Here is a 25,212-nt window from a genome sequence, read left to right as displayed (position 1 = left end):
GCAACTGAGTGGCGGAGTGATCCCCCGTTTCAGGGAAGCGTTTCAAAGGTCGCTGGGGATCAGCTTGATGGGAATGGGATCGTCGATGCGGGTCCAGCCCTGCTCGCGCAGGACGTCGTTGCTTTGCACGGCGCGGCGGCCCTGAGCGCGGTCGAGGGACCATGTGATATGGTAGGTGCTGCCATCCGGGCGGTCGGTGGTACCGCCGATCGCGACCACCAGCGCCTGGAGCCCTTCGCCGTCGTCGACCTCGCCGACGACTTCGCCGGCAGTGGCGGTTGGGAGCGGGTCGGTGACCTTGGAGGCGAGGGTGACGTGATGGGCGATCACGTCGGGCCAGATCGGGGGAAAGCGGATCAGCAGCGTTGCGCGATCGGCGTCGTCGAGCAGCCATCCGATGGTGCGGGGTTCGGTCATGCGCGGTGAACGCCGGGGCGGGTAAGGCGGTTCATGTTTACCATGGATTTGCATGGACACCGGCCAAGCAGGGCATCCACTTTGCCGCACCGTGCGTTGCAGGCGGGTAGGAGAAGCGTTGATGAACCACCCCGACGTGCAGAGAGCCGCGGCGCTGACCGCATTGTCGCTGGACCTGGCGGAGCTTGCGGCGAATGTCGAGGCGTTGCGGGCGCAGCTGCGGCGCATGCATGCCGAGCTTACCTGTGCGCGGCTGGACGCGGTCGAGCGGTTGTTGCCCGAGCCGCTTTGAGGCGTTGGCATATTCTTCGTCACCCCGGCTCAAGGCCGGGATGACGAATTGAGTAATGTCGAGTTCCCCGGCGAAGGCCGGGGAACTGTGTAGTGCTGGCTCTATGAAGTAGCTTAGCGAGGCTGATCGTCCAGGAACGCTTCGACGTCCTTCAGGTCGACGGTCTTGTCCAGGAACACCTCGCCGATGCCATTCGCCAGCAGGAAGGGCAGGGTGCCGGCGGCCATTTTCTTGTCATGGAGCATGTGCTCGACCAGCCGGGCGCCGCTGGCGGTGATGCCTGCCGCCTTGAGCCCGTCGGGAAGGCCAATGGCGCGCAGGTGCGCCGCGACGCGCTCCGCGTCTTCGGGCGCGCACAGTCCCTGCCGCGCGGAAAAGGCGAAGGCGAGCGCGGTGCCTGCGGCGACACCTTCGCCGTGGAGCAGCTTGTCGGAGAAGCCGGTTTCCGCCTCCAGCGCGTGGCCGAAGGTGTGTCCGAGGTTCAGCAGTGCGCGGGTACCGCTCAGTTCGTGTTCGTCCGCGGCGACGATGCGGGCCTTGGCATCGACCGAGTGGGCGATCGCGTGTGCGCGGGCGTGCGGGTCGCCGGCCAGCAGCGCGGCGGCGTTGGCTTCACACCATTCGAAAAAGGCGTAATCGTCGATCAGGCCGTACTTCACGACCTCGGCATAGCCGGCGCGCAGTTCGCGGATCGGCAGCGTGTCGAGCACCTGCGGGTCAATTAGCACCAGCGCGGGCTGGTGGAAGGCGCCGACGAGGTTCTTGCCGGCACGGCTGTTGATCGCGGTCTTGCCGCCGACCGAGGAGTCGACTTGGGCGAGCAGGGTGGTGGGTATCTGGACGAAGCGGCAGCCGCGCTTGAGGATGGCGGTGGCAAAGCCGACCAGGTCGCCGATCACGCCGCCGCCGAGCGCAATGACATGGTCGCTGCGCTCGACGCCGAGTTCGAGCAAGCGATCGGTTAGCGCTTCAAGCTCTGCCCAGCTCTTGGTTCCTTCGCCGGCAGGCAGGATGATCGCTTCGCTGGCGATGCCGGCGGCGGTCAGGCTGGCCTGGAGCGTGACGAGATGCGCGCCGACATTCGCGTCGGTGACGATGGGCATGCGCCGGCCTTTGGCGAGCGGCGCCAGAATCTCGCCGGCACGGGCGAGCAGCCCTGCTTCGATACGCACGTCATAGCTGCGCTCGCCGAGCGCCACGGGGATGGTGGTCAAGATTCGATGGCCTTCAGGATGGCGTCGACGGTGGCTTCGTGCGGCGCGGCGATGCTGGGGATGTGGATCGGGGCAAGCGCGTAGAAAGGATTGCGGACGCGTGCCAGTTCAGTGAGGACGACCTTGGGGTCTTTGCCACGGAGGAGCGGACGGGTGTCGCGGCGCTTCACGCGTTCAGCGAGGATCGCCGGATCGGCGTCCAGCCAGATGGCGGTGGCCTGTTCCAGGATCAGTCGGCGGGTCTGTTCATTGAGGAACGCGCCGCCGCCCGTGGCGATGACCTTTGGCGTGCCGTCGATCAGCCGGGCGATCACACGGCGTTCGCCGTCGCGGAAATGCGGCTCGCCAAAGCGTTCGAAGATGTCGGCAATGGTCATGCCGGCCGCGGTCTCGATCTCCACATCGGCGTCGACGAAAGGCAGGCGCATGCGCTGCGCCAGCCGCCGGCCGACCGTCGTCTTGCCCGCTCCCATCAGGCCGATCAGCACGATCGGCTTGCCATCCCAGCGAAGGTTTCGTGCCTGCGTTTGTAACATCCTGGCGGGGGCTATACAGCGAGGGCGGGTCTCGGGCAAAAGGCCCGGCACATTCTTCCTAAGCACGGACTGTTTTCATGCCGCGTTCGCTCGTTCTCCTCCTCGTCATCCTGGTCGTGCTGGTAGGAGGCATGTTCTTCCTGGCCGGGCGCACCGCCGAGAAGGAGCCGGTCCGCATGGAAAAGGTGGTCCCGCTTGATAACCTCACCAAGTAAGCCAGGGCGCGCCGCCGCGCTGGCGGCGGTGTTGCTGGCGGGCGTGGCGGTGCCGGCGCAGGGTCAGCAGGACCGGCCGGAATCGCTGCTGCCGCCCGGGTTCGACGAGCCCGCGCCGACGCCAGCGCCCGGGCCTGCGCCGAGTGCTGCACCCGCTGCACCGGCCGCGCCGCGCGGCGAGATCGTGCAGCCCCTGCCGGCGGAGCCGGTAGCGCCGTCTGATTCGCCGGTCGCCAATGTGGCGGCGGCGGACGAGGTCGAAGCTGCCGAGATCGACTGGTCGAAATATGAAATGCCCGAATTCGCCCGCCACTCGCTGGCGCGGGTGGGCGCGAGCGGCGCGGGGAACGAGGCGTTCCCGGCCGATGCATTCGGCGGCGCCAGCGGAAAATATCTGCAGACGCTGATGCGGCGTCTGGACGCGCCGGTCGCGTCGCGATGGGCATCGATCCTGTTGCGGCGCGCATTGATGTCGCCAGTCAACACGCCTGCCGACATCAACGGCGCGGACTTTGCCGCCGAGCGTGCCTGGGTGCTGCTGCGCATGGGCGAAGCGGTTGCGGCGCGTAGCGTCGTCGAGGACGTGGATACCGAGAACTACACGGCGCCGCTGTACGAGATCGCGATGCAGGCGGCGATGGCCAATGGCGACCCTGCGGCCCTGTGCCCGGTCGTCGACAAGGGTGCGGCGGCGATCCCGCAGCGGGGCTGGGCACTCGCGCGGGCGATGTGTGCCGGATTGGCCGGAAAGCCGACTGAGGCCGGGCAGTTGCTGCGACAGGCATGGTGGGGGACAAGCCAGGGCGATATCGACTCGCTGCTTGCCGAAAAGGTGCTGGGTACCGGCGCGCAGGGGCGCCGGGCAGTGACGATCGAATGGGCCGGTGTACCGCAGTTGACTGCATGGCGCTGGGGTCTGGCAACGGCGACGCGCGTGGAAGTACCTGCATGGCTGTACCGCAGCGCCGGGCCGAACGTGCGCTATTGGCAGGCGCTGGCACCAAACATCGACGCGGCGCAGCGGGCGCAGGCAGCCGAACTGGCGGCGACGGCGGGGGTGTTCTCCAACGCCGGTCTCGTCGACCTGTATAGCGAGATCGAGCAGGCGGGCGATGCGGCAGGAGACGTTGCCGGCGTCGCGCGCAACCTGCGCGTTGCCTATACCGACACGGACGCTGGCGCGCGCCTGAAGGCGTTGCGCACGCTGTGGAACGAGGCGGAGACGCCCCGCACGCGCTATGCCCGCCTGATCCTGACCGCCCGCGCGGCGGCATGGGTGCCGGCGGACCCGAAGCTGGGCGAGGCGGATCGGTTGATCGCCTCGATGCTCTCCTCTGGGCTGGACGCCGCCGCAATGGAGTGGCGGTCGGCCGTGGAGCCTCGGAGCGAGGGCTGGGCGCTGCTGACGCTGGCCGATCCGGCCGGTGCCGGGGCGGTATCGTCGGGCGATGTCGAGGGCTTTGCCGGCTCTGCCTCACGGCGCAAGGGACAGATGCTGCTGGCGGGGCTGGCCGGGCTGGGACGGATGAACGCAGGCGAGGCGCAGAGCGCGGCCGCCGAACTCGACGTCGCAATCGGCGGCAGCAACGTGTGGACGCGGGCGATCGATGAGGCCGGGCAACGTGGCGACACCGGCATGGTGGTGCTGCTCGCCGCGGTCGGCATGCAGTCGCCGAATTGGGATTGGGTGACGCCTGAGGCGCTGTTCCATGTCGTCGCATCGCTCCGCGCGGCGGGAATGGTCAATTACGCGCGCATGATCGCTGTCGAGGCGGTTACCCGAGCTTGAGCGGATCGGACGATCGCGCGCTGATCGACCGATTCCTGGAAATGCTGCGTGCCGAAGCGGGCGCTGCCGGGAACACGATCGCGGCCTATGGCACCGATCTGCGGCTGGCTTCGGAGGTGCTTGGGGGCGCGCTGAGCACGGCGGGCGCGACCGAGCTGGAGCGGCTGGCCGGCCAGTGGCAAACGTTGGCCTCCTCCACCGTCGCCCGCAAGTCGGCGGCACTTCGGCGCTTCTTTGCGTTTCTAGCCGATGAAGGGTTTCGGCCCGATGATCCGGGAGTCGCGCTGCCGCGGCCAGGTGCTGCGCGGCCGCTGCCGAAGGTCTTGAGCACCGCCGATGTCGAACGGCTGTTCGGAGCGATCAGCGAACGGCTGGCGCGAGAGCCGGGCGATCCGCTCGACCTCCGGCTCGCCGCCCTGGTGGAGCTTCTCTACGGATCGGGGCTGCGCGCGACGGAGCTGGTGTCCTTGCCGCGTAATGCCGTAGCCCCAGACCGGCCGTTCCTGATCCTGAAGGGCAAGGGTGGACGCGAGCGGCTGGTGCCGATCTCCGATCGTGCGCGCGCGGCGGTGGCGGCGTGGCGGGCACAGGTGCCGGCGGCGAGCCCGTGGCTGTTTCCCTCGGGCAAAGGCCATTTGTCGCGGGTGCGACTGTACCAGCTGATTCGCGCATTGGCGGGGCTGGCCGGCATTCCGCCCGACCGGGTGAGCCCGCACGTGCTGCGCCATGCCTTTGCAACGCACCTGCTGGAGGGCGGAGCGGACCTGCGCGCGCTCCAGGCGATGCTGGGGCACGCAGATATCGCTACTACCGAGATCTACACCCATGTCGACAGCCGGCGGCTGGTGGAATTGGTGAACGCGCGGCATCCCCTCGGCGAGGCGCTGGCCGATGCGCGCGTTGACGCAAAGCCGGACCCGGCATAGGGCCGGGCCGACCGTTTCCGTCCGAGAACGGCCTATGTCGCGCCCCTTCGACAAGGCGGGGGCGAGCGGCTAAGGACACGCTGACAACAACAGGGAATTGCGCGCCTGATGGCAACCTTCCTCGATTTCGAGAAACCGATCGCAGAGCTGCAAACCCGCATAGACGAGTTGCGCCGCACCGCTGAGGGGGGCGCGGTGGACATCGAAGCGGAGATCGTGCCGCTGCAGGAAAAGTCCGACCGGCTGCTGCAGGATACCTATGCCAAGCTGACGCCGTGGCAGAAGACGCAGGTCGCGCGCCACCCTGAGCGGCCGCACTTCAAGCATTACGTTGCGGGGCTGATCGAAGACTTTATGCCAATGGGCGGCGACCGCGCTTTTGCCGACGATGACGCGATCATCGGCGGCCTGGGGCGGTTTCGCGGGCGCCGGGTGATGGTGATCGGCCACGAAAAGGGCGACGATACCGCCAGCCGGCTCAAGCACAATTTCGGCATGGGTAAGCCGGAGGGCTATCGCAAGGCGATCCGGCTGATGCGGCTGGCAGACAAGTTCCGGCTGCCGGTGATCACACTGGTCGACACGTCGGGCGCTTTTCCAGGCGTGCAGGCAGAGGAGCGCGGCCAGGCTGAGGCGATCGCACGTTCCACCGAGCAGTGCCTGAACCTGGGTGTGCCGCTGGTCGCCGCCGTGCTGGGCGAAGGCGGATCGGGCGGCGCAGTGGCACTTGCCGCAGGCAACCAGGTGCTGATGATGGAGCACGCAGTCTATTCGGTGATTTCACCGGAGGGCTGTGCATCGATCCTGTGGCGAACCGCCGACAAGGCACCTGATGCTGCCGAGGCAATGAAGGTGACCGCGCAGCACCTGAAGGAGCTCGGCGTGATCGACAAGATAGTGGCCGAGCCGCTGGGCGGAGCGCAGCGCGCGCCGGGCGAGGCGGTGATGGCGCTGGGCGACGCGATCGAAGCGGCGCTGGACGATCTCGACGGCGTGTCGCCCGAAGGGCTGCGCCAGGCGCGCCGCGCGAAGTTCCTGGCCATGGGGCGGGCTTGAACGGGAAAAAAAAGGCGGCGGAACTGCGTTCCGCCGCCCGTCTTTCTTCAGGGCAATTGCTTACGTGGTGGTCTGCGTCTTGCCCATTTCGGTCGACACCTTGGTAAAGGTGCTGCTGAGCTGGTTGCCCAGGCCCGACATGGCGGTGATGGCGGCAACGGCGATCAGCGCGGCGATCAGGCCGTACTCGATCGCGGTCGCGCCCTTGGAATTCTTAACGAAGTTGCGGATCTTCTGCATACCGGTCTCCAACGTTCAAAGTGGCTTCAATTCCCGGCCGCCCCGGGAGTACCGGTCCGGCGGAGTGTGCCTACAGTACCGGGAGTAAAGATTTGGCTAAGCCACCCGGCAGGAACTACCTATCGCGCGACGCGCTGGCGTCCTCTACCTTGGTGCTCACGTTGTTCCACATGTCGGTGGTGATTGTGGCTACCCCCATCATCGCCGTCATCATCGCAATGACGATCAACGCAGCGATCAAACCATATTCGATTGCGGTTGCCGCTTTCGTGTCCCGCGAAAGCAGGCTGAGTCGGTGAAGCAAGGCTCGCATCGGGATGTAATCTCTTACAGAGGGACATCGTCGTATTAGAGGAATGGAGTTACCAAGTGCTTAGCGGGGACAAGATCGTGCTGGTCGTCGCGGCGGCGCTGGTGGACGATGACGGCAAGGTGCTGGTGCAGCGCAGGCCTGTCGGCAAGCCGATGGCAGGACTTTGGGAATTCCCCGGCGGGAAGGTGGAGCCCGGAGAACTGCCCGAGGCCGCCTTGGCGCGCGAACTGGGAGAGGAACTGGAGATCGGCGTCGATCCTGCGGCGCTGACGCCATGCGTATTCGCCAGCGAAGTAGCGGCCGGCAAACACTTGCTGTTGCTACTCTACACCCTGCGCAGCTGGGAAGGCGAGCCCCTGGCGCGCCATGCCGATGCCCTCGAGTGGCTACACCCTACACACCTGCACAGCTTGGACATGCCGCCGGCAGACGTGCCGCTGATCGGCCTGCTCGAGAAGCTTCTCTAGCTCGGACGAGGCCCCTTCAGAGCGTCTGCGAGCGAGGCTGTAGCGCTGCCGCGACGGGCGGGTTGCGGTTGCGAGGCGTCGGGTGCCCAGCCGGTCAGGTACACGATCTCGAACCGCTCGGGTGTGCGGCCATCCGGATCAGCGCACTCAGCAAAGGCCTGTGCCGCGCGGGCAAGGGGCTCGCGGGTCAGCGGACGCGTGTCGGGGAGCAGGTTCGTAGCCGCCATGCCACGCAAGTCGCGCAGCAGATTGGCGATGCCCCCGTAGCGCACCGTCAGCGTCTCGACATCCGCCACGGGGAGCGCAAAGCCCGCGCGGCCGAGCAGATCGCCCGCCGAGCGCACATCGATCTGCGGGTGAAAGCGTGCGGCGGGCCGCTCGGCCTCTGCCGCCAGAAAGGAGCCGCGGAGCCCCGCCAGCGTGCCAGCGCCCACGAACGCTCCGAGGAACAGACCGTCCGGGCGCAGTACCCGCCGGGCGAGCGCAAGTGCGCCTGGCACGTCGTTAACCTGATCGAGCACGCCTGCCGATATTACCAGGTCGAAGCTGGCATCAGCGAAGGGCAGCCGATCCTCGTCCGCCTGGACGCCGCCCGCCACCTTGGCAAAGTCAAAGCCGGAGTCGAGTCGGGCGATGCGCGCCCCAGGCAGGGCGAAGCCCCCGCCAAAGCTGCCAAGGTCGAGCACATCGCGAAACTCGCGCTTGACGCCCTCCAGTCGCTCGCGAATGCCCTCCAGCATGTGTTCGCGCAGAAAGGCGAACGCGCCATAATGGGGAGCTGCGCGGTCGCGGCGCAGGCGGCGCAGGCTGCGGGCGAAGATTTCGGGATCGGACACGGACGCGCTTGTGCAGCGGGCTTCGGCTCGCGACAAGGGGGTGATGGCGCTGCTCGCTCCACTTGCCCGCCTGGCCGATCTCGCCCTGCCGCCGCGATGCCCTGGATGCGGCGCGGTGACGGACGAGAATCATCGCTTCTGCGTCTCCTGCTGGTCGAGCCTGACCTTTCTGGGGCCGCCGTGGTGCGCCACCTGTCACTTGCCCTTCGACTATGATCGCGGCGCCGATGCCCAGTGCGCCAGCTGCATGGAGAGCCCGCCGGCGCATGACGGAGTCCGGGCTGCTGTGGCCTATGGCGCAGTCGCGCGGGCCGTGGCGCTGAAGCTCAAATATGGCGGGCGGCTCGGCTGCGCGGACACGATGGCGCGCGCGATGCTGCGGCTGATGCCGGCGGACGCCGAGCTGCTGGTGCCGGTGCCATTGCATCGCTGGCGCATCTGGAGCCGCGGCTATAATCAGGCCGCGCTGATCGGCAGCGCACTGTCGCGAACATCGGGTGTTCCGATGGAAGTGGCACTGCTGCGCCGGGTGAGGGCCACCCCGGTCCTGCGTGGTTTGGGGCTAAGGGGGCGGCACAAGGCAGTGTCGGGCGCCTTTGCGCTCGCGCCGAGTGCGCGCGAACGCCTGCGTGGCAGAACGGTCGTGCTGGTCGACGACGTGCATACCAGCGGCGCCACGGCGCAGGCCTGTGCCCGGGTGCTGAAGCGTGGCGGCGCAGCGCGAGTGATCCTTCTTTGCTGGGCGTGCGTTCTCCATAGCGAGCCGGCGGATTGACAAGCGCCGGCACGCAACTCAGGTCAGGCGGATTATGGCGAAAGTTGAAATCTATACCAAGGCGTTCTGCCCCTATTGCACGCGGGCAAAGGGGCTCCTCAAGTCCAAGGGCGTGACGTTCGAGGAGTATGACATCAGCATGGGCGGTTCGAAGCGGCAGGAGATGATCCAGCGCGCGAACGGACGCAGCACCGTGCCGCAGATCTTCATCGACGGGCGCCACATGGGCGGCTCGGACGATCTTGCAGCGCTGGATCGCCAAGGCGGCTTGGACCCACTGCTCGCGGCATGAGGGCTGCACTGCTGCAGATGACGAGCGGGGTCGACCCCGCTGCCAATGCGCGCACCCTGATACAGGGCATTGCGGATGCGGCCGCAGGTGGCGCGGCCATGCTGTTCACGCCGGAGATGTCGGGACTGCTCGACAGCGATCGCGACCGGGCGGCTGGATCGCTTGCGTATGAGGAAGAGGATCGCGTGCTCGCGGCGGTGCGCGAGGCGGCGGCGCGGCACGGGATGTGGGTGCATCTGGGCAGCCTCGCCGTGATGCGGCGCGATGGCAGGCTCGCCAATCGCGGCTTCGTGATCGATGACCGCGGCGAGGTCCGCGCCCGCTACGACAAGATGCATTTGTTCGACGTCGAGCTCGCGAGTGGCGAGCGCTGGCGCGAATCCGACCGCTATGCCGCGGGGGAAGAGGCGGTGTTGATCGAGACGCCGCTTGGCATGTTGGGGCTGGCGATCTGCTATGATCTGCGCTTTCCCGACTTGTTTCGGGCCCTGAGCGACGCCGGAGCCAGCTTGTTTGCGGTGCCCGCGGCGTTCACCCGCCCAACTGGCGCGGCGCACTGGCATGTGCTGCTTCGCGCCCGGGCGGTCGAGGCTGGCGCGTTTGTGCTGGCGGCGGCACAGACTGGGGAACATGAGGATGGCCGCGCCACTTACGGTCACAGCTTGGCGGTGAGCCCCTGGGGCGAGGTGCTGCTCGACATGGGGGAGAGAACCGGGCTCGGCTTTGTCGAAATGGATCCGGCGCTTGTCGCCGAGGCGCGGGCGCGCGTGCCGGTGCTCAAGCACCGTCGGGCTATTGCGGCGCCGATGCGCACATGATCGTCTTCGACTTGAAGTGCATCGGCGCGCATGTGTTCGAGGCGTGGTTCGGATCGACCGCGGCTTATGAGACTCAGCGTGCGGCTGGATTGGTGACGTGTCCGATGTGCGGCGACACGGATATCACCAAGGCAGTGATGGCGCCCAATGTCGCCGCCAAAGCCAATCAGCGTGCCGAAGTCATGCCCGCGTCCGGCGCGTCGCCAAAGCGAATGCCGCCGCCGGAGACGGTGAAGGCAGCGATGGCAGCGCTGGCCTCGGCACAGGCGAAACTGCTCGAATCGTCGCAATGGGTCGGCGCGGGCTTCGCCGATCAGGCCCGCGCCATGCACCTGGGGGAGACGCCGGTAACTCCGATCCATGGGCAGGCGACGGTGGAGCAGGCCATGGAACTCATCGAGGAGGGGGTGCCGGTCGCTCCCCTGCCGCTCCCGGTGGTGCCGCCAGAGGCTTGCAATTGATTCCTGCCGCGCCGCCCTCTACCAGCGGCACCGTGCCCCGATAGCTCAGCAGGACAGAGCAGTGGTTTCCTAAACCAAAGGTCGGGAGTTCGAGTCTCTCTCGGGGCACCATCATGAAGAAGCTAACGTGCTGATAATTCGAAGAAATGGTGCGCATGCCTGCGGGTAGAGCCCTCAGTAGCTCCCACATATCAGCGCGAGTGAATGCGAACAACCGCGAACAGCAGCGGTCATTCAGCCTGAGGTAGGCTGATTTTTACGCCTTCACTGCATCAAGCTGATGCGGTCGACTGGGGCCGCTCAGGAGAGCATCGTTGAGCGCCTTCAATCCTATCCCGCCGCGGCGTGCAGCCGCGATCATCGAGGAAGCTCAGCTTGGAGATCCGATGCGGATACTGGTGGACTTCGCGGCGGCCGGGTTGGTGAAGGGCTACGCACGACTGATCGAGACTGCGCATGCAGACGGCACCTGCGCCGAGGTGCGGGATAGCCGTGTTCCAAGAGAAGTGTGGAAGCGGATCATCGAACAGGGCTGTGCTGCTGACATCCTGGCAGTGGGTACCGTCCGGCTACCGGGATCGCATCTGCGAGGCGGTGAGCCGTCGATGAGCGTCATCGGGATACGGTTCGACGATGTCTCCTTGCAGGCGGTGATCGAGCAGCACAGCGCAGAGGCGCGGCCCCTCCGCGCGCTGCGAGCGGCGCCAGGTGTAATCACGCCGCCGCAGCCAGTTGCTGCGCCAGCGGCGATCTCTGCGCAGCCGGCCGCAGCTCCGCGCTCGCAATCGCCAGCTGCTTCTATTCCGGAAGGTGCTGTCACCGTCACTGTTCAGCAGGCGATGGCGGCTCTTGGGCTGGGTCGGACGAAGGTAAACCAGCTGATGGGGCAGGGGCGGCTAACGCGCGTGAAGGTAGACACGCGGACACTGATCACCGTGGATAGCATCAGGACGCTGTTGAGCTAGGCCGTGAAGCCAAGGACGGTGAGCGTCAGCTTCCGCCCCAGTTACAGACGCTCAAGCGGTCATCAAACGATCCCGAAAGCCGCCATTGCTTTCTGTAGTGTAGCTGCCACTATCGATCCGGCTCTTCGGATCGGAGATCGATGTTTGCTCTAGCCATTCTTGCCCTCGCTGCATCGATTGAGTGCAAGGTTGAGGATGCGCAGTATGCACTGCGTCATAATCCGGCGATTACCGCTACATTCCGGCCCGTAGATAGCGGCCGGGATTGGCCGGCCAAGGTCGCACTCGCCGTCCATTTCGGCGACACCAATCGAACTTACTGGTGGCTTCCCTGGAACGGCGGAACGAACGATCGACAAAACGTCGCATCCACGACCGACGTTACTCTGCCAGATTGGAAGCCACCATCGCCAGATGGGGGTCCTCGACCGCTTGGAGATCTGGAGTACATCGGTACGAACGCGCACTATGAGGTAATCGACGACATACCTCGGCGGGGCGGCATCGCTCCGGCGCACATGCTGTTCCCTTCCTTGGGTGACAAGACATGGCATTGGAACACTGCGTTGCGCGATAGTGCACCTAAGCAGTTCTTCGATCTGATCGGATGCGCGTTCCACCATGCAGGCGCTAAGGTCTCGGAAGTCCGCTAACGCGCTCCAAGGCCGAAAAGCGAATCGTCTGAAATCCACCCAATCTTAGCCGTTCGGCTTTGCGCACATAGCCGTGCCTTGCCCACCGTCCGGCAGCGCTTTAGCGCACCCGGGCACTTGCCCGTAGCCGGCCTGAGCGGCATGTCGCGCGGAACAAGCAAGGGATCATCATGGCCGAAGTTAGGGCGCTTCAAGAACGTCTGATCGAGATTGTCAGCCAGGGAGACGCGGCTTGGTTTGAGGAGCAGCCGGATAGACGCATTCGGATGCGCAACGCTGTGGCAATGGAGTTCAACACGAACCTGGGTGAACCGCCCGTCGGCATGTCGTGGCGTGCACTGGTTGTAGAGGCGCAGCCCGGGGCCAGGGCGCGTCAGCCAATCGCGCTTCCGATCAGCGTAGAGAACGGCTCCTTGAATGAGCAGGAGCTGTTCGCCTTGTTTGTCCAGGTTGCACCGCCGGAAGCGAAGGCCATCATTGATCGCCTGCGCAGGGTCAAGTTGGCGGGTGCCCCGAAGGCTGCGGCAGGCTGAGCATCATCGCGCCGCCGAGATAGAGGGGGGGGGCTAGAGTTTAGGGCTGCTGGTTCGAGCCGAGGCACGATCTGCAACCTGTTGAAGCGAGGCTCGCTGACCGGGCAGAAGCCGGCCTGCGCTCTGTGAGCATCGAGGTCGCCAGCATTCGTGCATTGGCGGGGCAGCGCAACTAGAGTTGGATGCCTTCAGCACGAAGGTAATCGTTGAAGTTCATGTGCGGCACCTTCTCGAGTGCGCATACATCCGGGATCTGGCGCCACTTGTCGCTCTGATGGGCCTTTGCCTTTTCCATGCTGATGACAGGCAGGGCCAGAGTCTTAGCCAATGCGATTATTGACAGGTCGTTGAGGCCCACCGTGCTCTTCTTGCCGGAATGATTTTCCCGCAGGAACGCTGCGTACTCGACCTGCATACGCGTAGCGTGCTCCAGATAGGTCGCGAAATCCCAACTCGCATCACCGACTTCAAGGCGCAAGTTCGGCTCATTGTCCTTGATGCAATCGCCAATCGGGCCTTCGAGGTGGGTGAGCTCCTCATAAATTTCGGCGGTGCAAGCCAAGTCGCCGTTGGTGATCCTCGCTTCGATCTGCGCCCAGAGGGACACGTAGATGTCAGCGGGCATCGCCTCCAGCGGGTTGCTCAACCCGGACGTATCGAGACAATACTTCTTCATGAGAGGAAGTCGTCGCGAATGTCGGTGAGGTGGCGCAGGTTCTTAATACCCATGAACTCAGCGGCATTGTGATTGGTGATCACCCCGCTACCCCATGCCTCAAGCACCAGGCCGGTGTAGAGATCGCCGTGAGATGAACGGTAGCGCGTACCGTAGTACTTGGCGCGGCCACCACCCTTGAATTCGCGCTCCTGCTTCAGGAACTCGGGCCGTTTCACGTCCCAATAAAATGCGGGCTCGACGTAACCGAGGTGCACGAGCCGGATCAGCATCGCGTGCCGGCTGACACAGAAGGTATTTGCCAGCTTGCCCAGCATGTCATCGCCAATAGCCGGCAGGGCAGAATTTGGCTTGGCCCAAACCGTGCCCATGGCGTCCGCCGGGATCAGGAACGCGCCAGCGAATTGATCGCACCAACGCTCAACAGCTTCGGTTGCGGACTGAGTGTCGCGTGCTGAGGGTGGCCCGCTGATCGCGCTCTGTTGAAGGATCACATGGGCAAGCTCGTGCGCCATGGTGAACGACTGCGCCGCCGGCGCTTCGGTCCCGTAAACGATCACCGGCAGCGGGGTGGCGAAGACGCAGAGTCCCCTCACTCCATACTTCGCTAGAGCGGACTCCTTTAGCACCAGCACTCCTAGCCGTTCGATCGCTCGTCGAAACAGCTTCGGCATCGTCGGACGTTGCGCCGGCTCGAGGCCCATTTGATCTTCAACGGCAAGCGCAGTCACTTTGCGCGCCGCAGAAGCGACGGTCTCAGGATTTGACGCGATCGTCGCGAAGAGTTCCGCCGGAAATTCAGGGGGAGCATCGCCAAGCATCTCGAACAGGTCGAGCGCATTGAGACGCTGCTCCTCTGCCCAGGACTGTATCGCACGTAGCTCACGATCACCTGTGGGATCAGCAGCATCACGGTGTAGCCGGAAGTCTGGCACCAGTGCGGATTCAACAACGGGCGGCGGGCGATCTAGAAAGAACTCAAGGAAGCCGCGCTCGTAGAAACCGGCGAGCATACGCGCCTGCCTAACGCTAGGCACGCTTTCGCCGCGCTCCCACGCCTCGATATTTGCCGGATTGGTATTCAGCTTTTTTGCGGCGTCATCGATAGAACGCCCACGCCATTCCCGTGCCCAGCGCAGCATCCGCCCATTGAAGGGCAGCCGTGGCGGCTTGAGGGCTTCGGCATTCATTATTTCACACTAGCTAATCCCGAGTCGATGAAAAGCCGGAACCTTGCGCTAGTTGTCCGAAGGATTGGTTATGACACGAACATCGCCTCCACCACGGCCTGCATCAGCACGCCCCGAGGCACCGGTACGCTGACCGAGACATACCCCGGATTGCAAGCCCGGCGCTGGCCGTAGAGCTCAACCCATTTCCGCCCGTGCTGGCGCCAGGCACGCTGCAGCGGCACAACTGGGAGCAGGAAGCACACGCCAGACGGGGCATAGGCATAGGCAATGAAGTCGCAGGCCAGTGGCTTCTGCACCCAGCCGGGCGAGCGCCGCGCCTCGTCGCTCCACTGCTCCAGTAGGATGTCCGGCCAATCCTCGGTGCGGATCTTCTCATCGACTGTGTAAGTCCGGCCGCACTTCAGCGTCAGGACGCGATCGACGCCGCCACGCTGTGCCCAGCCATCTTCCCGCACCGACACCGCCGATTGCAGCCGCGGGAACATGCGCCGGTAGAGGGGCAGCCACCAGTCTGCTTCGGCATACCGTTCAGAAAGAGCCAAGCTGTCGCGGAAGCTGTGAACGCGTGCAGCGCCCCGACCCGAAGATCGAGGCGCCACTGATTGCGCGGCGGGCAGCGACTGGCTCAGACTGGCTCATCCTCCACACTGCCCCAGATGACGCCGCCTCCGCGTAGGATCGGGCCGCAGCCGTCATCCGCTGCTGAACACCCATCTGCGTCACTGATTGGGCAGCCTGCTCCATGCACCGCCGTGTAGCTGGGCCAGGGCGTATATGGCTCGTCCTCGGCGTTGGTGCCGTCCAGCTCGTCACCGCCCGGTTCCAGGTCCGGATCCCCGTCCAACTCGTCCATCCGTTCAATCGCCTGATCCACCAGGCGGCTTAAGATGTGACGCGGCAGGGATGGAATGGAGCCCAGCAGCAAGTCGAGCGGCAGGCTTCTATCGGCGCCGAAGCGGATATGCAGGGCGCTCATAGTGCAACCCCCATGAACTCGCGCACCTTGCGAGCCGTGGCGGCGCGGAGTTCGCGGCCCCGCCGCATGTCGCGGACCAGCTTGGGATCGTTCACTGCCATTAGGCCGAACTTGCTTTCGGCGAGGCCGTTGCGCTCGCAGTACATGGTGATGACGCGCAGTAGATTGGCGCTCATGACAGCACCTCCCCTGCCTGTCGGTGCTGGATTGTGGCGCGCACCGCTTCCTGCCGGTCGGGATGCCCCACGAGAACGGACATAAGCGACGTGAGGTCGTCAGCGGGCACCTGGTCGACCACCAGCCACAACTTGCGGCCACTGGCGAGGGCATAGCCGCCGCCAAGCTCGGTCAGCGTGTGGAGCCAAGCGGCAGCGTCGAAAGTTGGGGCCGCGGCCCCCTGTGTGTGGTTCAAGGTCACAGCCCCGTCTCCTTGGAGAAGGGGGTGACCATCGCGCGACCATCGCCAGCACTCTCAGCGAAGCCATAGGCGGCATGGACCGCCAGAAGCTCGTCCACGGGGATATGGTAGCGGCGGGGCGGGTTGATCTGCTCGACCACCACGAGGCCGGAGCACCCTTTCGGAAGCCCCGTGGGCGGCAATGCCATCGCCAGCCGCTTGATCATGCCGGGCACACCGCGGCCCTTTGCTGCCTCGCGGGTAAAGATCAGGCCGACGATGTTACCGGGCTCGGGCTGGCGCTCTTTGTCAAAGGCGACGAGCGTGCCGTTCTTTACCAGCGGCTCGAGGCAATGCCCTATCCCCGGCAGGGCGTAGCGGGGCGGCATATCGTCTGGATGGATGAAGGGGAGCGGCTGGGCGGCGTGCTTGAATGCGGTTGCCATGGCTCAGGCGCCCCCGCCAAGATGGCGACGAACGTCAGCAATCGCGGCGCTCACGCCGGGATCCTTGACGCTCCAGGCCGACATGCTGCCGCAGCCATCGTCTGAAACCAGATAGTCCAGCTTCCAGAGAGCCGCCGCCGCGTCGGGAGCTGGCATTACCATCAGCTTCCAGCGGAGGCGGTACGCGATGTCGTCAAGGCGGTCGGCGTGGGCAGAGAGCGCGTCGCACTGGTGGTGCTCATTGATCCGCTCAATTGCTGCGTCGCGGTCGCGCTGTCCCTCGGTGATGGTGCGGCAAGCCGCCAGATACTCTGGCTCATGCCCTTCAGGGTGCGCGAGGGATTGGGCCGCCATCCTCAGATCGCCTGATGCGGCGGTGGTAATGGTGGTGTTCTGGCGAACGCCCTTGATCCACGCCCAGCCTGGGCATTCTGCACTCACGTGTGGAAGCGCTGCGATCTCGTCCGCAGCCGCCTTGTCTGCAGGGATGACGACAGTGTTGTGGAAGCGAGTATATTCCGCCTCCAACCGGTCGAGACGGGCCTTGAGCCGATGCCAGCGGCCTTGCGCTGATGCTCCGGTCCGGACGCTGGCCAACGCTGGTGCAGAAAGCAGGGCGGCGGCTGCCGCCGGCGCGACAGAGATTGCGCCGAGAAGCCCTCGGCGGGTAATAGCGTTCATAGTCGTGTCCCTTCTTCAACAAGGGGTTGCGATCAGGCCGGGCTTGGAGATTAGGCCCTCCAAGCCCGGCTGACTGATAGGTTTCATATCACAGCGAACGGTGGCGAACAAGTGCGAACTGATATAATCCAGATCAGATGATGACGGTTGAGCAATGTCGGGGGGCACGAGCGCTTCTTGGGTGGTCTGCACAGGATCTCGCTGAGCGAGCGAACCTCGGAGTAGCCACCGTGCGCCGATACGAAGGCGGCGCTGGCATCGCTGAAGCCTCGATCGACGCGATGGTCGATGCGCTCGTAGAAGCCGGCGTCGTGTTCATCGCTTCCGGACACCATTCAGCAGGAGGCGGAGCAGGGGTCCGGCTTGCGGACTAGGGGCGCTTTCGTTGCGCGCCGAACGTGATCTTCAGCGGGCGGTGGTGCAAGACGTGACACGGTTCGCAGGTGGCCTGCATCGCAAGCCACAGATTGCGGCTGGGATGGCCCTTCCATAGCCGGTGGTGCGCCTGCGTAGATGCAGCACTCCAGCACTGCTGACAGACTGGATGCGCATCCAGGAACAACCCGTTCCGCTTCTGCCGGCTGTTAGGCTTGCTGGTGCGCGGCTTCGCCCGCCATGCAACGGTATTACTCATCTTCATTTTCCTTTCGGTTGTTGAACCGCCTTGCGCTCCATCCTGAAAGGTACGGCGATGATTAACACCGGCCCGCGGGGTGGAACGACCCCACAGGCTGGCGGTGAGAGCAGACCACCGCGTGCGCGCGGGGGCTGTGGGGTGAATGGTTAACGGCAGTCAGGGCAGGTCCAGTAGGTGCCGGTGCGCTCCCGTATCTCCGGTGGGGCAGGTGGCCCAAAGACCGGCCCTATGGCAGCCACGCAATCAGCGCTCGAACAGAGCTGGATCTCCTCGCCGATCCGGCGGGAGCCATAGACGGCGATCAACCGCATCAAGTCGAAATTGCGAACGCCGTTGCGGGCTCGGAGGTGCTTGCGGATCTGCCCGTTGTACTGCTCCAAAGCATTGGTTGTGTAGCCACGCCACCGGCCGTCCGATCGAAGCGTGACGGTCTCAAAGTAGTTGGCAATCAGGTTCCAGTTCGAAGCGAAGTGTTTGTCGAATTCGATCATCTTGGTCATGCTTGCGAAAGCATGAGTATGCCGGCGGAACCGCTCTAGCCAAGGCATCGCGTCCTGCAGACTGCGGCTGCTGTAGAAGCGAAGAAAATCGTGCCGGGCCCAATAAGCTCGCCTTATCTTGGGGCTGGCTGCCAAGATCGGCCGAAGGTCATCATAGAACGACAGTGTGTGCCGCCCGCCCTTGCTCGTGCGGCGGGTCCTGCGCAGGCTCTTTTTCACGGCCATAAGGCCGGGCTTGAAGTCGTAAATCGTCTTTGCGCGCTCACTCTCTCCAGCCGCACGGAGATCATTGATCTCCTTGTTGATGACCTGCGAAAGGACGCGCTGGAAGCGCTGGATCACGTGCCACTTATCAGCCACGTAGATGGCGTTAGGGAACTTGGTCCGAGCAATGCTCGTGTTCGTTTTGTGCAGGTCGGCAACGACGACGTTGACCTGATCGATGTCTAGGTGGGTATGCGTCCAAGCGCGCACATCTGCTGCCTTGATTGAACCTATGAAACCAACAGGCAGCCCCGTCACCCCGTCCGCCACCACCATGTATTCGCGTCCGAGTATCTTGATGCCGTCGAGCGCGAGCACCTTGGGTGTGGGGAGCCTGTGGCCTGCCTCCAGCCGCTTGCTGAGGTTTACCGCAATATCCCAGAGGGTGGAGGCTGGGACGCCGGTGTGAGCCGAAATCTCCTGTAGGGGACGCCGAGCTACCTGTCCGAGAACATAGCGATGCAGCCGCTTGGTCATGTCATAGCGCGGGTGTGTGTCCGGCCCGCGTTCCGAGAACGTCTTAACCTTCGCTGCCGGGTCGGCCTTGCAGACGGCGCATTCGTAGCGGCGCCGACGAACACTCAGTTCGACAGGCCCTTCGCGCGGCAGATCGAAGATGCTCAGCGGCCCGCCGCTATGAAACCCGCGGCTATGGATTCGCTGATGTGGACCGCAGCTCGGGCATGCCGGCCGAGAAATCAGGGTCACATCTAAGCGCTGGGTGCACGCTGTGGGATGGGCGTGGTCGAGCTGGAACGAAGGTGGGAGGAAAGGGGCGGTCACGCCCGTTTCGATACCCGCGACGAATTAAGAACCGGTGGTCAGGTGCACGTTTCCGGGGCGCTCGGGGAATCTTCGGCATTGACCGACTCGTACTTAATGGAGGAACATAAGCGGAACATCGGAGTCGTCCCTTAATGCCTGCCACAAGCCCCCACCCGTTGACGACGATCGCCCAATTGAGGACGATGGCGAGTCCCGCGACCGATTACCGGGTGATCCCTTTTGGCCTGTCCCGGCTGGATGCCCGTCTTGCCGGAGGCGGCTTGCGCGCGGGGGCGCTCCACGAAGTGACCGCGCAGAGTTGCTCGCTGGCAGACGATGCTGCCGCCACGCTTTTTCTCGCTGGCGTTGCCGCTCGCGAGGCGCGTCACGCAGCCGGCCCGGTGCTTTGGGTGAGCTGCAGGACCGATCTATACGCCCCTGGGCTGTCACAGGCCGGGCTCCTCTCAGCTAATGTCATCTACGCACAGCCCCGTGACGACCAAGCCTTGCTCGCCGTGGCGGAGGACGCCGTGCTTGATGGAACGCCAGCCGCGGTGGTGGCGGAGGTGACCAAGATTTCGATGGTTGCAAGCCGCAGGCTGCAGTTAGTCGCTGCTGACGCTGACATACCCGTGCTGCTGCTTCGTCGGCGGCGCGCGCGTGATCAAGATCCGTTGGCCGAACCCTCCGCCGCCTGGACAAGGTGGCGGATCGGCAGTGCGCCCTCCGAGCGGCTGAGTGTTCCCGGTGTAGCACGCGCGCGCTGGTCGGTTGAGGCCGCACGGCAGCGTGGCGGCGAACCTTTCTCCCTGATCCTGGAGGGCTGCGATGAGACGGGTCGTCTCGCTGTTCCTGCCGCACTTGGCCGTGGAGCGGCTGAGACGGCTGGAGCGGTCCGCCACGCCGCTGCCTAGGCGCGCGCCGCTCGAGCTTCCTGTCGACGAGGACCCTGGTGCCTGCTCCATTCCCCGAGGTGGGGGATGGCGCCCGGGCGCGCGATGGGCACGTGGACAGATGCCGTCGCGGGATGTGGTTGAACAGCAAATCGCTGCATTGCCCAGACATGCACAGCCGCCAGTGCGAGAGCTCGGGCGGCGCTCCGAGGCTGCGACCCATCCCTTCAAAGGGCCGCCCGAGGCGCACCCGGCGCCGCCGATCGGAAGCAGCGGCAATCAGGTGGGCCAAGCACCACTCGCGCTGATCGACAAAGTCGGGAGGCACGAGGAGGTGGTTGCCGCCTGCGCTGCTTCCATGGCGCTTGGAATTCGCGTCGGCATGGCAGCAACGCATGCGCGCGCGCTCGTGTCGGACCTGGACTTTCGCCCGGCGGAACCGGAGGCGGATGCGGATCTGCTGGACCGGCTTTCATTGCTGGCGGTCCGGCGTTGGTCCCCCGTTGCCGCGGTGACGGCGCCCGACGGCATCTGGCTGGACTTGACTGGCTGCGCGCATTTGCACGGCGGGGAGGAGCGATTCTGCCGACGGCTCCTGGCCTTTTGCGGGCGCGCCGGCTTCACCGCGCGTGTGGCGGTGGCGGACACGCCAGGCGCGGCGCACGCTCTGGCGCGATTCGGGCGAGCCGCCATCACGCTCGCGCCGCCCGGGGAACACGCCCGAATGCTTGGGCCGCTGCCGATTGCCGCGCTTCGCCTGGAGCAAACCGCGCTTACTGCAGCGCGCCGGTTCGGCTTCGAGACTATAGGCGATCTCCTGCCAGTCGCTCGCGGCCCGCTTGCGCGGCGCTTAGGGCTGGCGACGATCACGCGGCTCGATCAAGCGCTCGGCGCTGCCGCTGAGCCAATCACGCCGCGCGATGATCCTGTCGTGCCGAGCGTCCAGCGGCGGCTCCTCGAGCCGATCGGCACGGCCGAGGCGATCGCGCAGGTCATGGAGGACCTGCTGGATGACTTGGCGGAAGTTCTGCAGGCGAGGGGGCTCGGCGTCCGTTCGCTGCGCCTCATCGGGCTGCGGGTCGATGGGGGCGAGCAGGTGGTGGCCGTCGGCACGTCGCGTCCGACCCGCGAAGTGCCGCACCTGCTGCGGCTGCTGAAGCTGCGAATCGAGCGCATCGATCCGGGCATGGGGCTGGAGCAGTTCCGCTTGGTCGCGGCGCATACTGAGCCCCTGGACGCCGTTGACCTGGGTGCGGTCCTCGCTGGCGAGACGCTGGTGCGCGATCCTGCGCGGCTGGTTGACGTGGTCGCCGGGCGCATTGGCCCACGCGCGGTGTTCAGGATTGCGCCGGTGGAAAGCCATGTGCCCGAACGTGCCGTTCAGCACGCGGATCCGGTGAACGCCCCAGGGGGCTGGCCGAACTGGCGGCGACCGATCCGGCTGTTCGCGAGACCTGAACCACTGCGCAGCGTGATGGCGCTACTGCCGGATCAGCCGCCCCGCCGGTTCGAGTGGCGGGGCAAGGTGCACCGCGTGGTTGCCGGCGACGGACCTGAGCGGATCCATGGCGAGTGGTGGCGGCGCGATGCCGAAGTCTGGGCGGTGCGAGATTATTACCGCGTCGAGGACGAAAGCGGCGGGCGTTACTGGGTCTTCCGGCGAGGAGATGGGGTGGAGGACAGCACCGGCGATCTTAGCTGGTGGATGCATGGCGTATTCGCATGACCGCGTATGTCGAATTGCAGGTGCTCACCCACTTTTCGCTGCTGCGCGGGGCCTCCAGTCCGGAGCAGCTGTTTGAGGCCGCAGCTCTGCTTGGCTATCCCGCGATTGGCGTTGGCGACATCGGCACGGTCGCCGGCGTGGTGCGGGCTTGGGAGGCGCAGAAGGTCACCGGCGTCCGTTCGATCGCTGGCGCGCGCGTTGATCTCGCCTGTGGGCGCCGGCTGCTCCTTTATCCCACGGATCGTGCCGCATGGTCGCGGCTGACCCGGTTGCTGACGCTGGGAAAGCAGCGGGCAGGGAAGGGTGGATGCGAGCTGCATTGGCACGATCTGGGCCCTTGGTCTGAGGGCATGATCGCCATTCTGCTGCCGCACGAAGCGGACGATGCCAACATCACCGCGCTATCCGACCTCCAGGCACTGTATGGACGCCGCGGCTATATGGCCCTGTTCCAGCGCAGACGGCCTGACGACGCGGTCCGCATCGATGCGCTAGCCACCCAGGCGGGGAGTGCCGGCGTACGTGCTGTGGTCACCGGCGACGTGCTGTACCACGAGCCCGAGGCCCGCTTGCTCCAGGACGTGGTAACGGCCGTGCGCGAGAAGTGCACCGTGGACGAACTGGGTTACCGGCGCGAGGTGAACGCGGACCGGGCGCTGAAGTCGCCCGAGGAAATGGTGCGCCGCTTCGCTGCATATCCGGATGCTCTTCGCGCCAGCGTCGACATTGCGCGCGCGTGCACCTTCGACCTGGGTGAGCTCGCCTATCAGTATCCGCATGAGCGGGTGATCGAGGGTCTCAGCGCCCAAGAAGCGCTCGAGGGGCTGGCAGGCGATGCCGTCGCCCGCATGTTCGACGGTGATGTGCCGCGGGCCTATGCGGACCAGATCGCGCATGAGCTCAAGCTGATCGCCGAGCTGGGGTACGCGCCCTACTTCCTTACGGTGCATGCGATTGTGCGCGAGGCGCGGCGCCGGGGCATTCTGTGCCAGGGGCGAGGATCCGCGGCTAACTCCTGCGTCTGCTTCGTGCTGGGCATCACCTCGATCGACCCGATCAAGCACGAGCTGCTGTTCGAGCGGTTCGTGTCCGGCGAGCGGCGCGAGCCGCCCGACATTGACGTCGACTTCGAGCATGAGCGCCGCGAAGAGATTATCCAATGGATCTATGAGACCTATGGCCGCGATCGCTCCGCACTGACCGCGGTGGTGACCCGCTACCGCGCGCGCGGCGCGGTTCGGGACGTAGGAAAGGCGCTGGGGTTGCCCCAGGACCTGACAGGCTCGCTCGCCGGCCTGGTCTGGGGCTGGTCGGCTGAAGGCGTCGGCGAGAAGCAGGTCAAGGAACTGAACCTCGACATCGCCGACAGGCGTCTGCGGCTCACGCTTGATCTTGCCCGCAAGCTGATCGGCGTTCCGCGTCACATGAGCCAGCACCCAGGCGGGTTCGTGCTCACGCATGATCGTCTTGATGACCTGGTGCCGATCGAGCCTGCGGCAATGGAAGACCGGCAGATCATCGAATGGGACAAGGACGACATCGACGCGCTGAAGTTCATGAAGGTGGATGTGCTGGGCCTGGGCATGCTCGGCTGCATGAACCGGGCCTTCAACCTGCTGGAGGAAGCCAAGGGAGTCCGCATCGGACTGGCGGATCTACAGGACGACGACCCTGCCGTGTTCGGCATGATCCAGAAGGCCGACACGTTGGGCACCTTCCAGATTGAAAGCCGCGCGCAAATGTCGATGCTGCCGCGCATGAAGCCGCGGCGCTTCTACGATCTCGTCATCCAAGTGGCGATCGTGCGTCCGGGACCAATCCAGGGCGACATGGTCCATCCTTATCTGCGCCGGCGCGAGGGGCTGGAGAAGCCGGAGTATCCGCGTCCCGAGCTCCGCGCGGTGCTCGAGAAGACGCTTGGCGTTCCGCTCTTCCAGGAACAGGCGATGAAGGTGGCGATCGTCGGCGCGGGGTTTACCGCGGCGGAGGCGGACCAGCTCAGGCGCGCGATGGCGACCTTCAAGTTTACAGGTGGCGTATCGCACTTTTCAGAGAAGTTGATCGAAGGCATGGTGGCGCGCGGCTACCCTCGCGAGTTCGCCGAGCGCACCTTCCGCCAGCTGGAAGGCTTCGGATCCTATGGTTTCCCAGAGAGCCACGCAGCCTCGTTCGCCAAGATTGCCTACGCCTCCGCCTGGATGAAGCACCATCATCCTGACGTGTTCTGCGCAGCGCTGATGAACGCGCAGCCGATGGGCTTCTACGCGCCGGCACAGATCGTCCGGGACGCGCGGGAGCATGGCGTCGAAGTCCGCCCGGTTTGCATCAATGCCAGCCGCTGGGACTGCACGCTGGAGGCGACCGGGGGCCGTTACCGAGCAGTGCGCCTTGGGCTGCGTCAGGTGCGCGGCCTCTCCAATGCGGACGGCGCCGCAATCGTCGCTGCACGCGGCGACGCAATGTTCGAGTCAGTGGAGGATGTCTGGCGACGATCGGGGGTGCAGCGCGCCGCGATCGAGAAGCTAGCTGATGCCGACGCCTTTCACGCCTTCGGTGCGGATCGTCGGCAGGGGCTCTGGAAGGTGCGGGGGCTGGGTGAGGCACCTCTGCCGCTGTTCGCCGCTGCGGACCGGGCGCAGGCTGCCTTCACCGCTGAAGGCATCGAGCCTGCCGTTGCGCTGCGCCCGCTGACGGACGGTCGCGAGGTGATCGAGGATTATCGAACCCTGCAGCTGTCCCTGCGGGCGCACCCGCTCACCTTCGTCCGCGACGAACTCGCTCGTCGTGGAGTCACAAGATGCGCGGATCTCGCCGGCATCCGGGACGGCCGTCATGTCGAGGTCGCTGGCATCATCCTGGTTCGGCAGAAGCCTGGGTCTGCGAAGGGCGTGCTGTTCATCACGATCGAGGACGAGACCGGCATCGCCAATGGCATCCTCTGGCCCGATCGCTTCGAGGCGCAGCGGCGCACGGTCATGTCGGCGTTGATGATCGGCATGAGGGGCAGGGTGCAGAAGGAAGGGGAGGTGATCCACGTCATCTGCGACAAGATCATCGATCACGGCGACCTGCTCCACAAGGTGGGCGAGATGTCGTTCGCCCATCGGACTGGCCGAGGCGACGGCGCCCGGTATGGCGGCACGCCCGATCACCGCGGCAAGGGCTGGAGCCCGGAACCGCGCGACTGCTACTGGCCGCCCCACGCAGATGGGATGGACCCTGAACAAGTGCTGCGCTTCAAGTCGCACGATTTCCGCTGA

Annotated in this window: 32 protein-coding genes and 1 tRNA gene; 18 read left to right on the top strand and 15 right to left on the bottom strand. The window is 65.3% G+C overall.

The genetic code is table 11. The features are described 5' to 3' along the window. Nucleotides 1-42: 42 nt before the first annotated feature. Nucleotides 43-417 (bottom strand): hypothetical protein, encoded by a 375-nt coding sequence (locus tag LQ953_RS13525; RefSeq protein WP_231031438.1) that lies wholly within the window; start codon nucleotides 415-417, stop codon nucleotides 43-45. 121 nt (nucleotides 418-538) lie between these two features. On the opposite strand from LQ953_RS13525, the gene LQ953_RS13520 reads away from it, so the two are divergent. Then, the gene (locus LQ953_RS13520) at nucleotides 539-709 is read left to right on the top strand and encodes a hypothetical protein (RefSeq protein ID WP_231031437.1); all 171 of its coding nucleotides are present in this window, start codon (nucleotides 539-541) and stop codon (nucleotides 707-709) included. A gap of 113 nt (nucleotides 710-822) precedes the next feature. Here the strand turns inward: LQ953_RS13520 and aroB are convergent, their stop codons facing one another. Both aroB and LQ953_RS13510 read right to left on the bottom strand, forming a co-directional pair. Then, the gene (gene aroB / locus LQ953_RS13515; RefSeq protein ID WP_231031436.1) at nucleotides 823-1,923 is read right to left on the bottom strand and encodes a 3-dehydroquinate synthase; all 1,101 of its coding nucleotides are present in this window, start codon (nucleotides 1,921-1,923) and stop codon (nucleotides 823-825) included. Beyond that, on the bottom strand, nucleotides 1,920-2,459 hold the full coding sequence (locus tag LQ953_RS13510; protein ID WP_231031435.1) for a shikimate kinase: 540 nt from the start codon (nucleotides 2,457-2,459) through the stop codon (nucleotides 1,920-1,922). Before LQ953_RS13510 ends, aroB begins: the two co-directional genes overlap by 4 nt. Before the next feature lie 77 nt (nucleotides 2,460-2,536). On the opposite strand from LQ953_RS13510, the gene LQ953_RS13505 reads away from it, so the two are divergent. From LQ953_RS13505 to LQ953_RS13490, 4 genes are all read left to right on the top strand, one after another. Then, the gene (locus tag LQ953_RS13505; RefSeq protein WP_231031434.1) at nucleotides 2,537-2,674 is read left to right on the top strand and encodes a hypothetical protein; all 138 of its coding nucleotides are present in this window, start codon (nucleotides 2,537-2,539) and stop codon (nucleotides 2,672-2,674) included. Further along, complete coding sequence (locus tag LQ953_RS13500; protein WP_231031433.1) at nucleotides 2,655-4,463, top strand: hypothetical protein; 1,809 nt, start codon at nucleotides 2,655-2,657, stop codon at nucleotides 4,461-4,463. The genes LQ953_RS13505 and LQ953_RS13500 overlap by 20 nt, the downstream gene beginning before the upstream one ends. Beyond that, the gene (locus tag LQ953_RS13495) at nucleotides 4,460-5,389 is read left to right on the top strand and encodes a tyrosine-type recombinase/integrase (RefSeq protein ID WP_269141490.1); all 930 of its coding nucleotides are present in this window, start codon (nucleotides 4,460-4,462) and stop codon (nucleotides 5,387-5,389) included. The genes LQ953_RS13500 and LQ953_RS13495 overlap by 4 nt, the downstream gene beginning before the upstream one ends. A gap of 108 nt (nucleotides 5,390-5,497) precedes the next feature. Beyond that, on the top strand, nucleotides 5,498-6,445 hold the full coding sequence (locus LQ953_RS13490) for an acetyl-CoA carboxylase carboxyltransferase subunit alpha (protein WP_231031432.1): 948 nt from the start codon (nucleotides 5,498-5,500) through the stop codon (nucleotides 6,443-6,445). 60 nt (nucleotides 6,446-6,505) lie between these two features. On the opposite strand, the gene LQ953_RS13485 is transcribed toward LQ953_RS13490, so the two are convergent. Continuing rightward, a complete protein-coding gene (locus LQ953_RS13485; RefSeq protein WP_231031431.1) occupies nucleotides 6,506-6,685 on the bottom strand; it encodes a Flp family type IVb pilin in 180 nt (59 codons plus the stop codon). 115 nt (nucleotides 6,686-6,800) lie between these two features. Further along, entirely contained in the window at nucleotides 6,801-6,998 is a 198-nt protein-coding gene (locus LQ953_RS13480; RefSeq protein WP_231031430.1) for a Flp family type IVb pilin, read from the bottom strand. 56 nt (nucleotides 6,999-7,054) lie between these two features. On the opposite strand from LQ953_RS13480, the gene LQ953_RS13475 reads away from it, so the two are divergent. Next, nucleotides 7,055-7,465: a (deoxy)nucleoside triphosphate pyrophosphohydrolase gene (locus LQ953_RS13475; protein ID WP_231031429.1), complete on the top strand. Its 411-nt coding sequence runs from the start codon at nucleotides 7,055-7,057 to the stop codon at nucleotides 7,463-7,465. Here LQ953_RS13475 and LQ953_RS13470 read toward each other — a convergent pair. Beyond that, nucleotides 7,462-8,301 (bottom strand): class I SAM-dependent methyltransferase, encoded by an 840-nt coding sequence (locus LQ953_RS13470; RefSeq protein WP_231031428.1) that lies wholly within the window; start codon nucleotides 8,299-8,301, stop codon nucleotides 7,462-7,464. The two genes, LQ953_RS13475 and LQ953_RS13470, sit on opposite strands and share 4 nt — an antisense overlap. Before the next feature lie 43 nt (nucleotides 8,302-8,344). Between LQ953_RS13470 and LQ953_RS13465 the strand changes: the two genes are divergently transcribed. The 8 genes from LQ953_RS13465 to LQ953_RS13430 all read left to right on the top strand — a co-directional run bounded on the left by LQ953_RS13465 (nucleotide 8,345) and on the right by LQ953_RS13430 (nucleotide 12,798). Continuing rightward, on the top strand, nucleotides 8,345-9,076 hold the full coding sequence (locus LQ953_RS13465; protein ID WP_231031427.1) for a ComF family protein: 732 nt from the start codon (nucleotides 8,345-8,347) through the stop codon (nucleotides 9,074-9,076). Between the two features lie 34 nt (nucleotides 9,077-9,110). Then, nucleotides 9,111-9,368 carry a glutaredoxin 3 gene (gene grxC / locus LQ953_RS13460; RefSeq protein WP_231031426.1) on the top strand — a complete coding sequence of 86 codons (258 nt, stop codon included), beginning with the start codon at nucleotides 9,111-9,113 and terminating at the stop codon, nucleotides 9,366-9,368. Continuing rightward, entirely contained in the window at nucleotides 9,365-10,186 is an 822-nt protein-coding gene (locus LQ953_RS13455; RefSeq protein ID WP_231031425.1) for a carbon-nitrogen hydrolase family protein, read from the top strand. The genes grxC and LQ953_RS13455 overlap by 4 nt, the downstream gene beginning before the upstream one ends. Next, complete coding sequence (locus LQ953_RS13450) at nucleotides 10,183-10,647, top strand: DUF1178 family protein (protein WP_231031424.1); 465 nt, start codon at nucleotides 10,183-10,185, stop codon at nucleotides 10,645-10,647. The genes LQ953_RS13455 and LQ953_RS13450 overlap by 4 nt, the downstream gene beginning before the upstream one ends. 34 nt (nucleotides 10,648-10,681) lie before the next feature. Beyond that, a tRNA-Arg gene (locus LQ953_RS13445) sits at nucleotides 10,682-10,758 on the top strand. A 203-nt stretch (nucleotides 10,759-10,961) separates the two neighbouring features. After that, nucleotides 10,962-11,612, top strand: a complete 651-nt coding sequence (locus LQ953_RS13440) for a hypothetical protein (protein ID WP_231031423.1) — start codon at nucleotides 10,962-10,964, stop codon at nucleotides 11,610-11,612. 140 nt (nucleotides 11,613-11,752) lie between these two features. After that, nucleotides 11,753-12,265: a hypothetical protein gene (locus tag LQ953_RS13435; RefSeq protein ID WP_231031422.1), complete on the top strand. Its 513-nt coding sequence runs from the start codon at nucleotides 11,753-11,755 to the stop codon at nucleotides 12,263-12,265. Between the two features lie 170 nt (nucleotides 12,266-12,435). After that, a complete protein-coding gene (locus LQ953_RS13430; protein ID WP_231031421.1) occupies nucleotides 12,436-12,798 on the top strand; it encodes a hypothetical protein in 363 nt (120 codons plus the stop codon). Nucleotides 12,799-12,970: 172 nt separating this feature from the next. Here LQ953_RS13430 and LQ953_RS13425 read toward each other — a convergent pair whose 3' ends face one another. The 8 genes from LQ953_RS13425 to LQ953_RS13390 form a co-directional block, all read right to left on the bottom strand. Beyond that, nucleotides 12,971-13,474: a DUF4411 family protein gene (locus tag LQ953_RS13425; RefSeq protein ID WP_231031420.1), complete on the bottom strand. Its 504-nt coding sequence runs from the start codon at nucleotides 13,472-13,474 to the stop codon at nucleotides 12,971-12,973. Next, complete coding sequence (locus tag LQ953_RS13420; RefSeq protein WP_231031419.1) at nucleotides 13,471-14,664, bottom strand: XRE family transcriptional regulator; 1,194 nt, start codon at nucleotides 14,662-14,664, stop codon at nucleotides 13,471-13,473. The genes LQ953_RS13425 and LQ953_RS13420 overlap by 4 nt, the downstream gene beginning before the upstream one ends. 68 nt (nucleotides 14,665-14,732) lie before the next feature. Then, on the bottom strand, nucleotides 14,733-15,209 hold the full coding sequence (locus tag LQ953_RS13415) for a hypothetical protein (protein ID WP_231031418.1): 477 nt from the start codon (nucleotides 15,207-15,209) through the stop codon (nucleotides 14,733-14,735). Between the two features lie 83 nt (nucleotides 15,210-15,292). After that, the gene (locus tag LQ953_RS13410; RefSeq protein WP_231031417.1) at nucleotides 15,293-15,643 is read right to left on the bottom strand and encodes a hypothetical protein; all 351 of its coding nucleotides are present in this window, start codon (nucleotides 15,641-15,643) and stop codon (nucleotides 15,293-15,295) included. Continuing rightward, on the bottom strand, nucleotides 15,640-15,819 hold the full coding sequence (locus LQ953_RS13405; RefSeq protein WP_231031416.1) for a hypothetical protein: 180 nt from the start codon (nucleotides 15,817-15,819) through the stop codon (nucleotides 15,640-15,642). Before LQ953_RS13405 ends, LQ953_RS13410 begins: the two co-directional genes overlap by 4 nt. Continuing rightward, nucleotides 15,816-16,061: a hypothetical protein gene (locus LQ953_RS13400; RefSeq protein WP_231031415.1), complete on the bottom strand. Its 246-nt coding sequence runs from the start codon at nucleotides 16,059-16,061 to the stop codon at nucleotides 15,816-15,818. Before LQ953_RS13400 ends, LQ953_RS13405 begins: the two co-directional genes overlap by 4 nt. Further along, nucleotides 16,058-16,486 (bottom strand): hypothetical protein, encoded by a 429-nt coding sequence (locus LQ953_RS13395; protein WP_231031414.1) that lies wholly within the window; start codon nucleotides 16,484-16,486, stop codon nucleotides 16,058-16,060. The genes LQ953_RS13400 and LQ953_RS13395 overlap by 4 nt, the downstream gene beginning before the upstream one ends. A gap of 3 nt (nucleotides 16,487-16,489) precedes the next feature. Then, nucleotides 16,490-17,167, bottom strand: a complete 678-nt coding sequence (locus LQ953_RS13390) for a hypothetical protein (RefSeq protein ID WP_231031413.1) — start codon at nucleotides 17,165-17,167, stop codon at nucleotides 16,490-16,492. Nucleotides 17,168-17,397: 230 nt separating this feature from the next. On the opposite strand from LQ953_RS13390, the gene LQ953_RS13385 reads away from it, so the two are divergent. After that, nucleotides 17,398-17,541, top strand: a complete 144-nt coding sequence (locus tag LQ953_RS13385; protein ID WP_231031412.1) for a hypothetical protein — start codon at nucleotides 17,398-17,400, stop codon at nucleotides 17,539-17,541. Nucleotides 17,542-17,950: 409 nt separating this feature from the next. Here the strand turns inward: LQ953_RS13385 and LQ953_RS16385 are convergent, their stop codons facing one another. Beyond that, the gene (locus LQ953_RS16385; RefSeq protein WP_231031411.1) at nucleotides 17,951-19,351 is read right to left on the bottom strand and encodes a transposase; all 1,401 of its coding nucleotides are present in this window, start codon (nucleotides 19,349-19,351) and stop codon (nucleotides 17,951-17,953) included. A gap of 185 nt (nucleotides 19,352-19,536) precedes the next feature. On the opposite strand from LQ953_RS16385, the gene LQ953_RS13375 reads away from it, so the two are divergent. From LQ953_RS13375 to LQ953_RS13365, 3 genes are all read left to right on the top strand, one after another. Next, nucleotides 19,537-20,247 (top strand): ImuA family protein, encoded by a 711-nt coding sequence (locus tag LQ953_RS13375; protein ID WP_231031506.1) that lies wholly within the window; start codon nucleotides 19,537-19,539, stop codon nucleotides 20,245-20,247. Between the two features lie 100 nt (nucleotides 20,248-20,347). Then, a complete protein-coding gene (locus tag LQ953_RS13370; RefSeq protein ID WP_231031410.1) occupies nucleotides 20,348-21,952 on the top strand; it encodes a DNA polymerase Y family protein in 1,605 nt (534 codons plus the stop codon). Then, nucleotides 21,949-25,212 carry an error-prone DNA polymerase gene (locus tag LQ953_RS13365; RefSeq protein WP_231031409.1) on the top strand — a complete coding sequence of 1,088 codons (3,264 nt, stop codon included), beginning with the start codon at nucleotides 21,949-21,951 and terminating at the stop codon, nucleotides 25,210-25,212. Before LQ953_RS13370 ends, LQ953_RS13365 begins: the two co-directional genes overlap by 4 nt.

It is taken from the genome of Sphingomonas sp. IC-56, from assembly GCF_021043375.1.
In the GTDB taxonomy this organism is placed as follows: Bacteria; Pseudomonadota; Alphaproteobacteria; order Sphingomonadales; family Sphingomonadaceae; genus Sphingomonas.
Note: the sequence above shows the minus strand (reverse complement) of the source record. Positions and strands in the feature narration are given on the sequence as shown.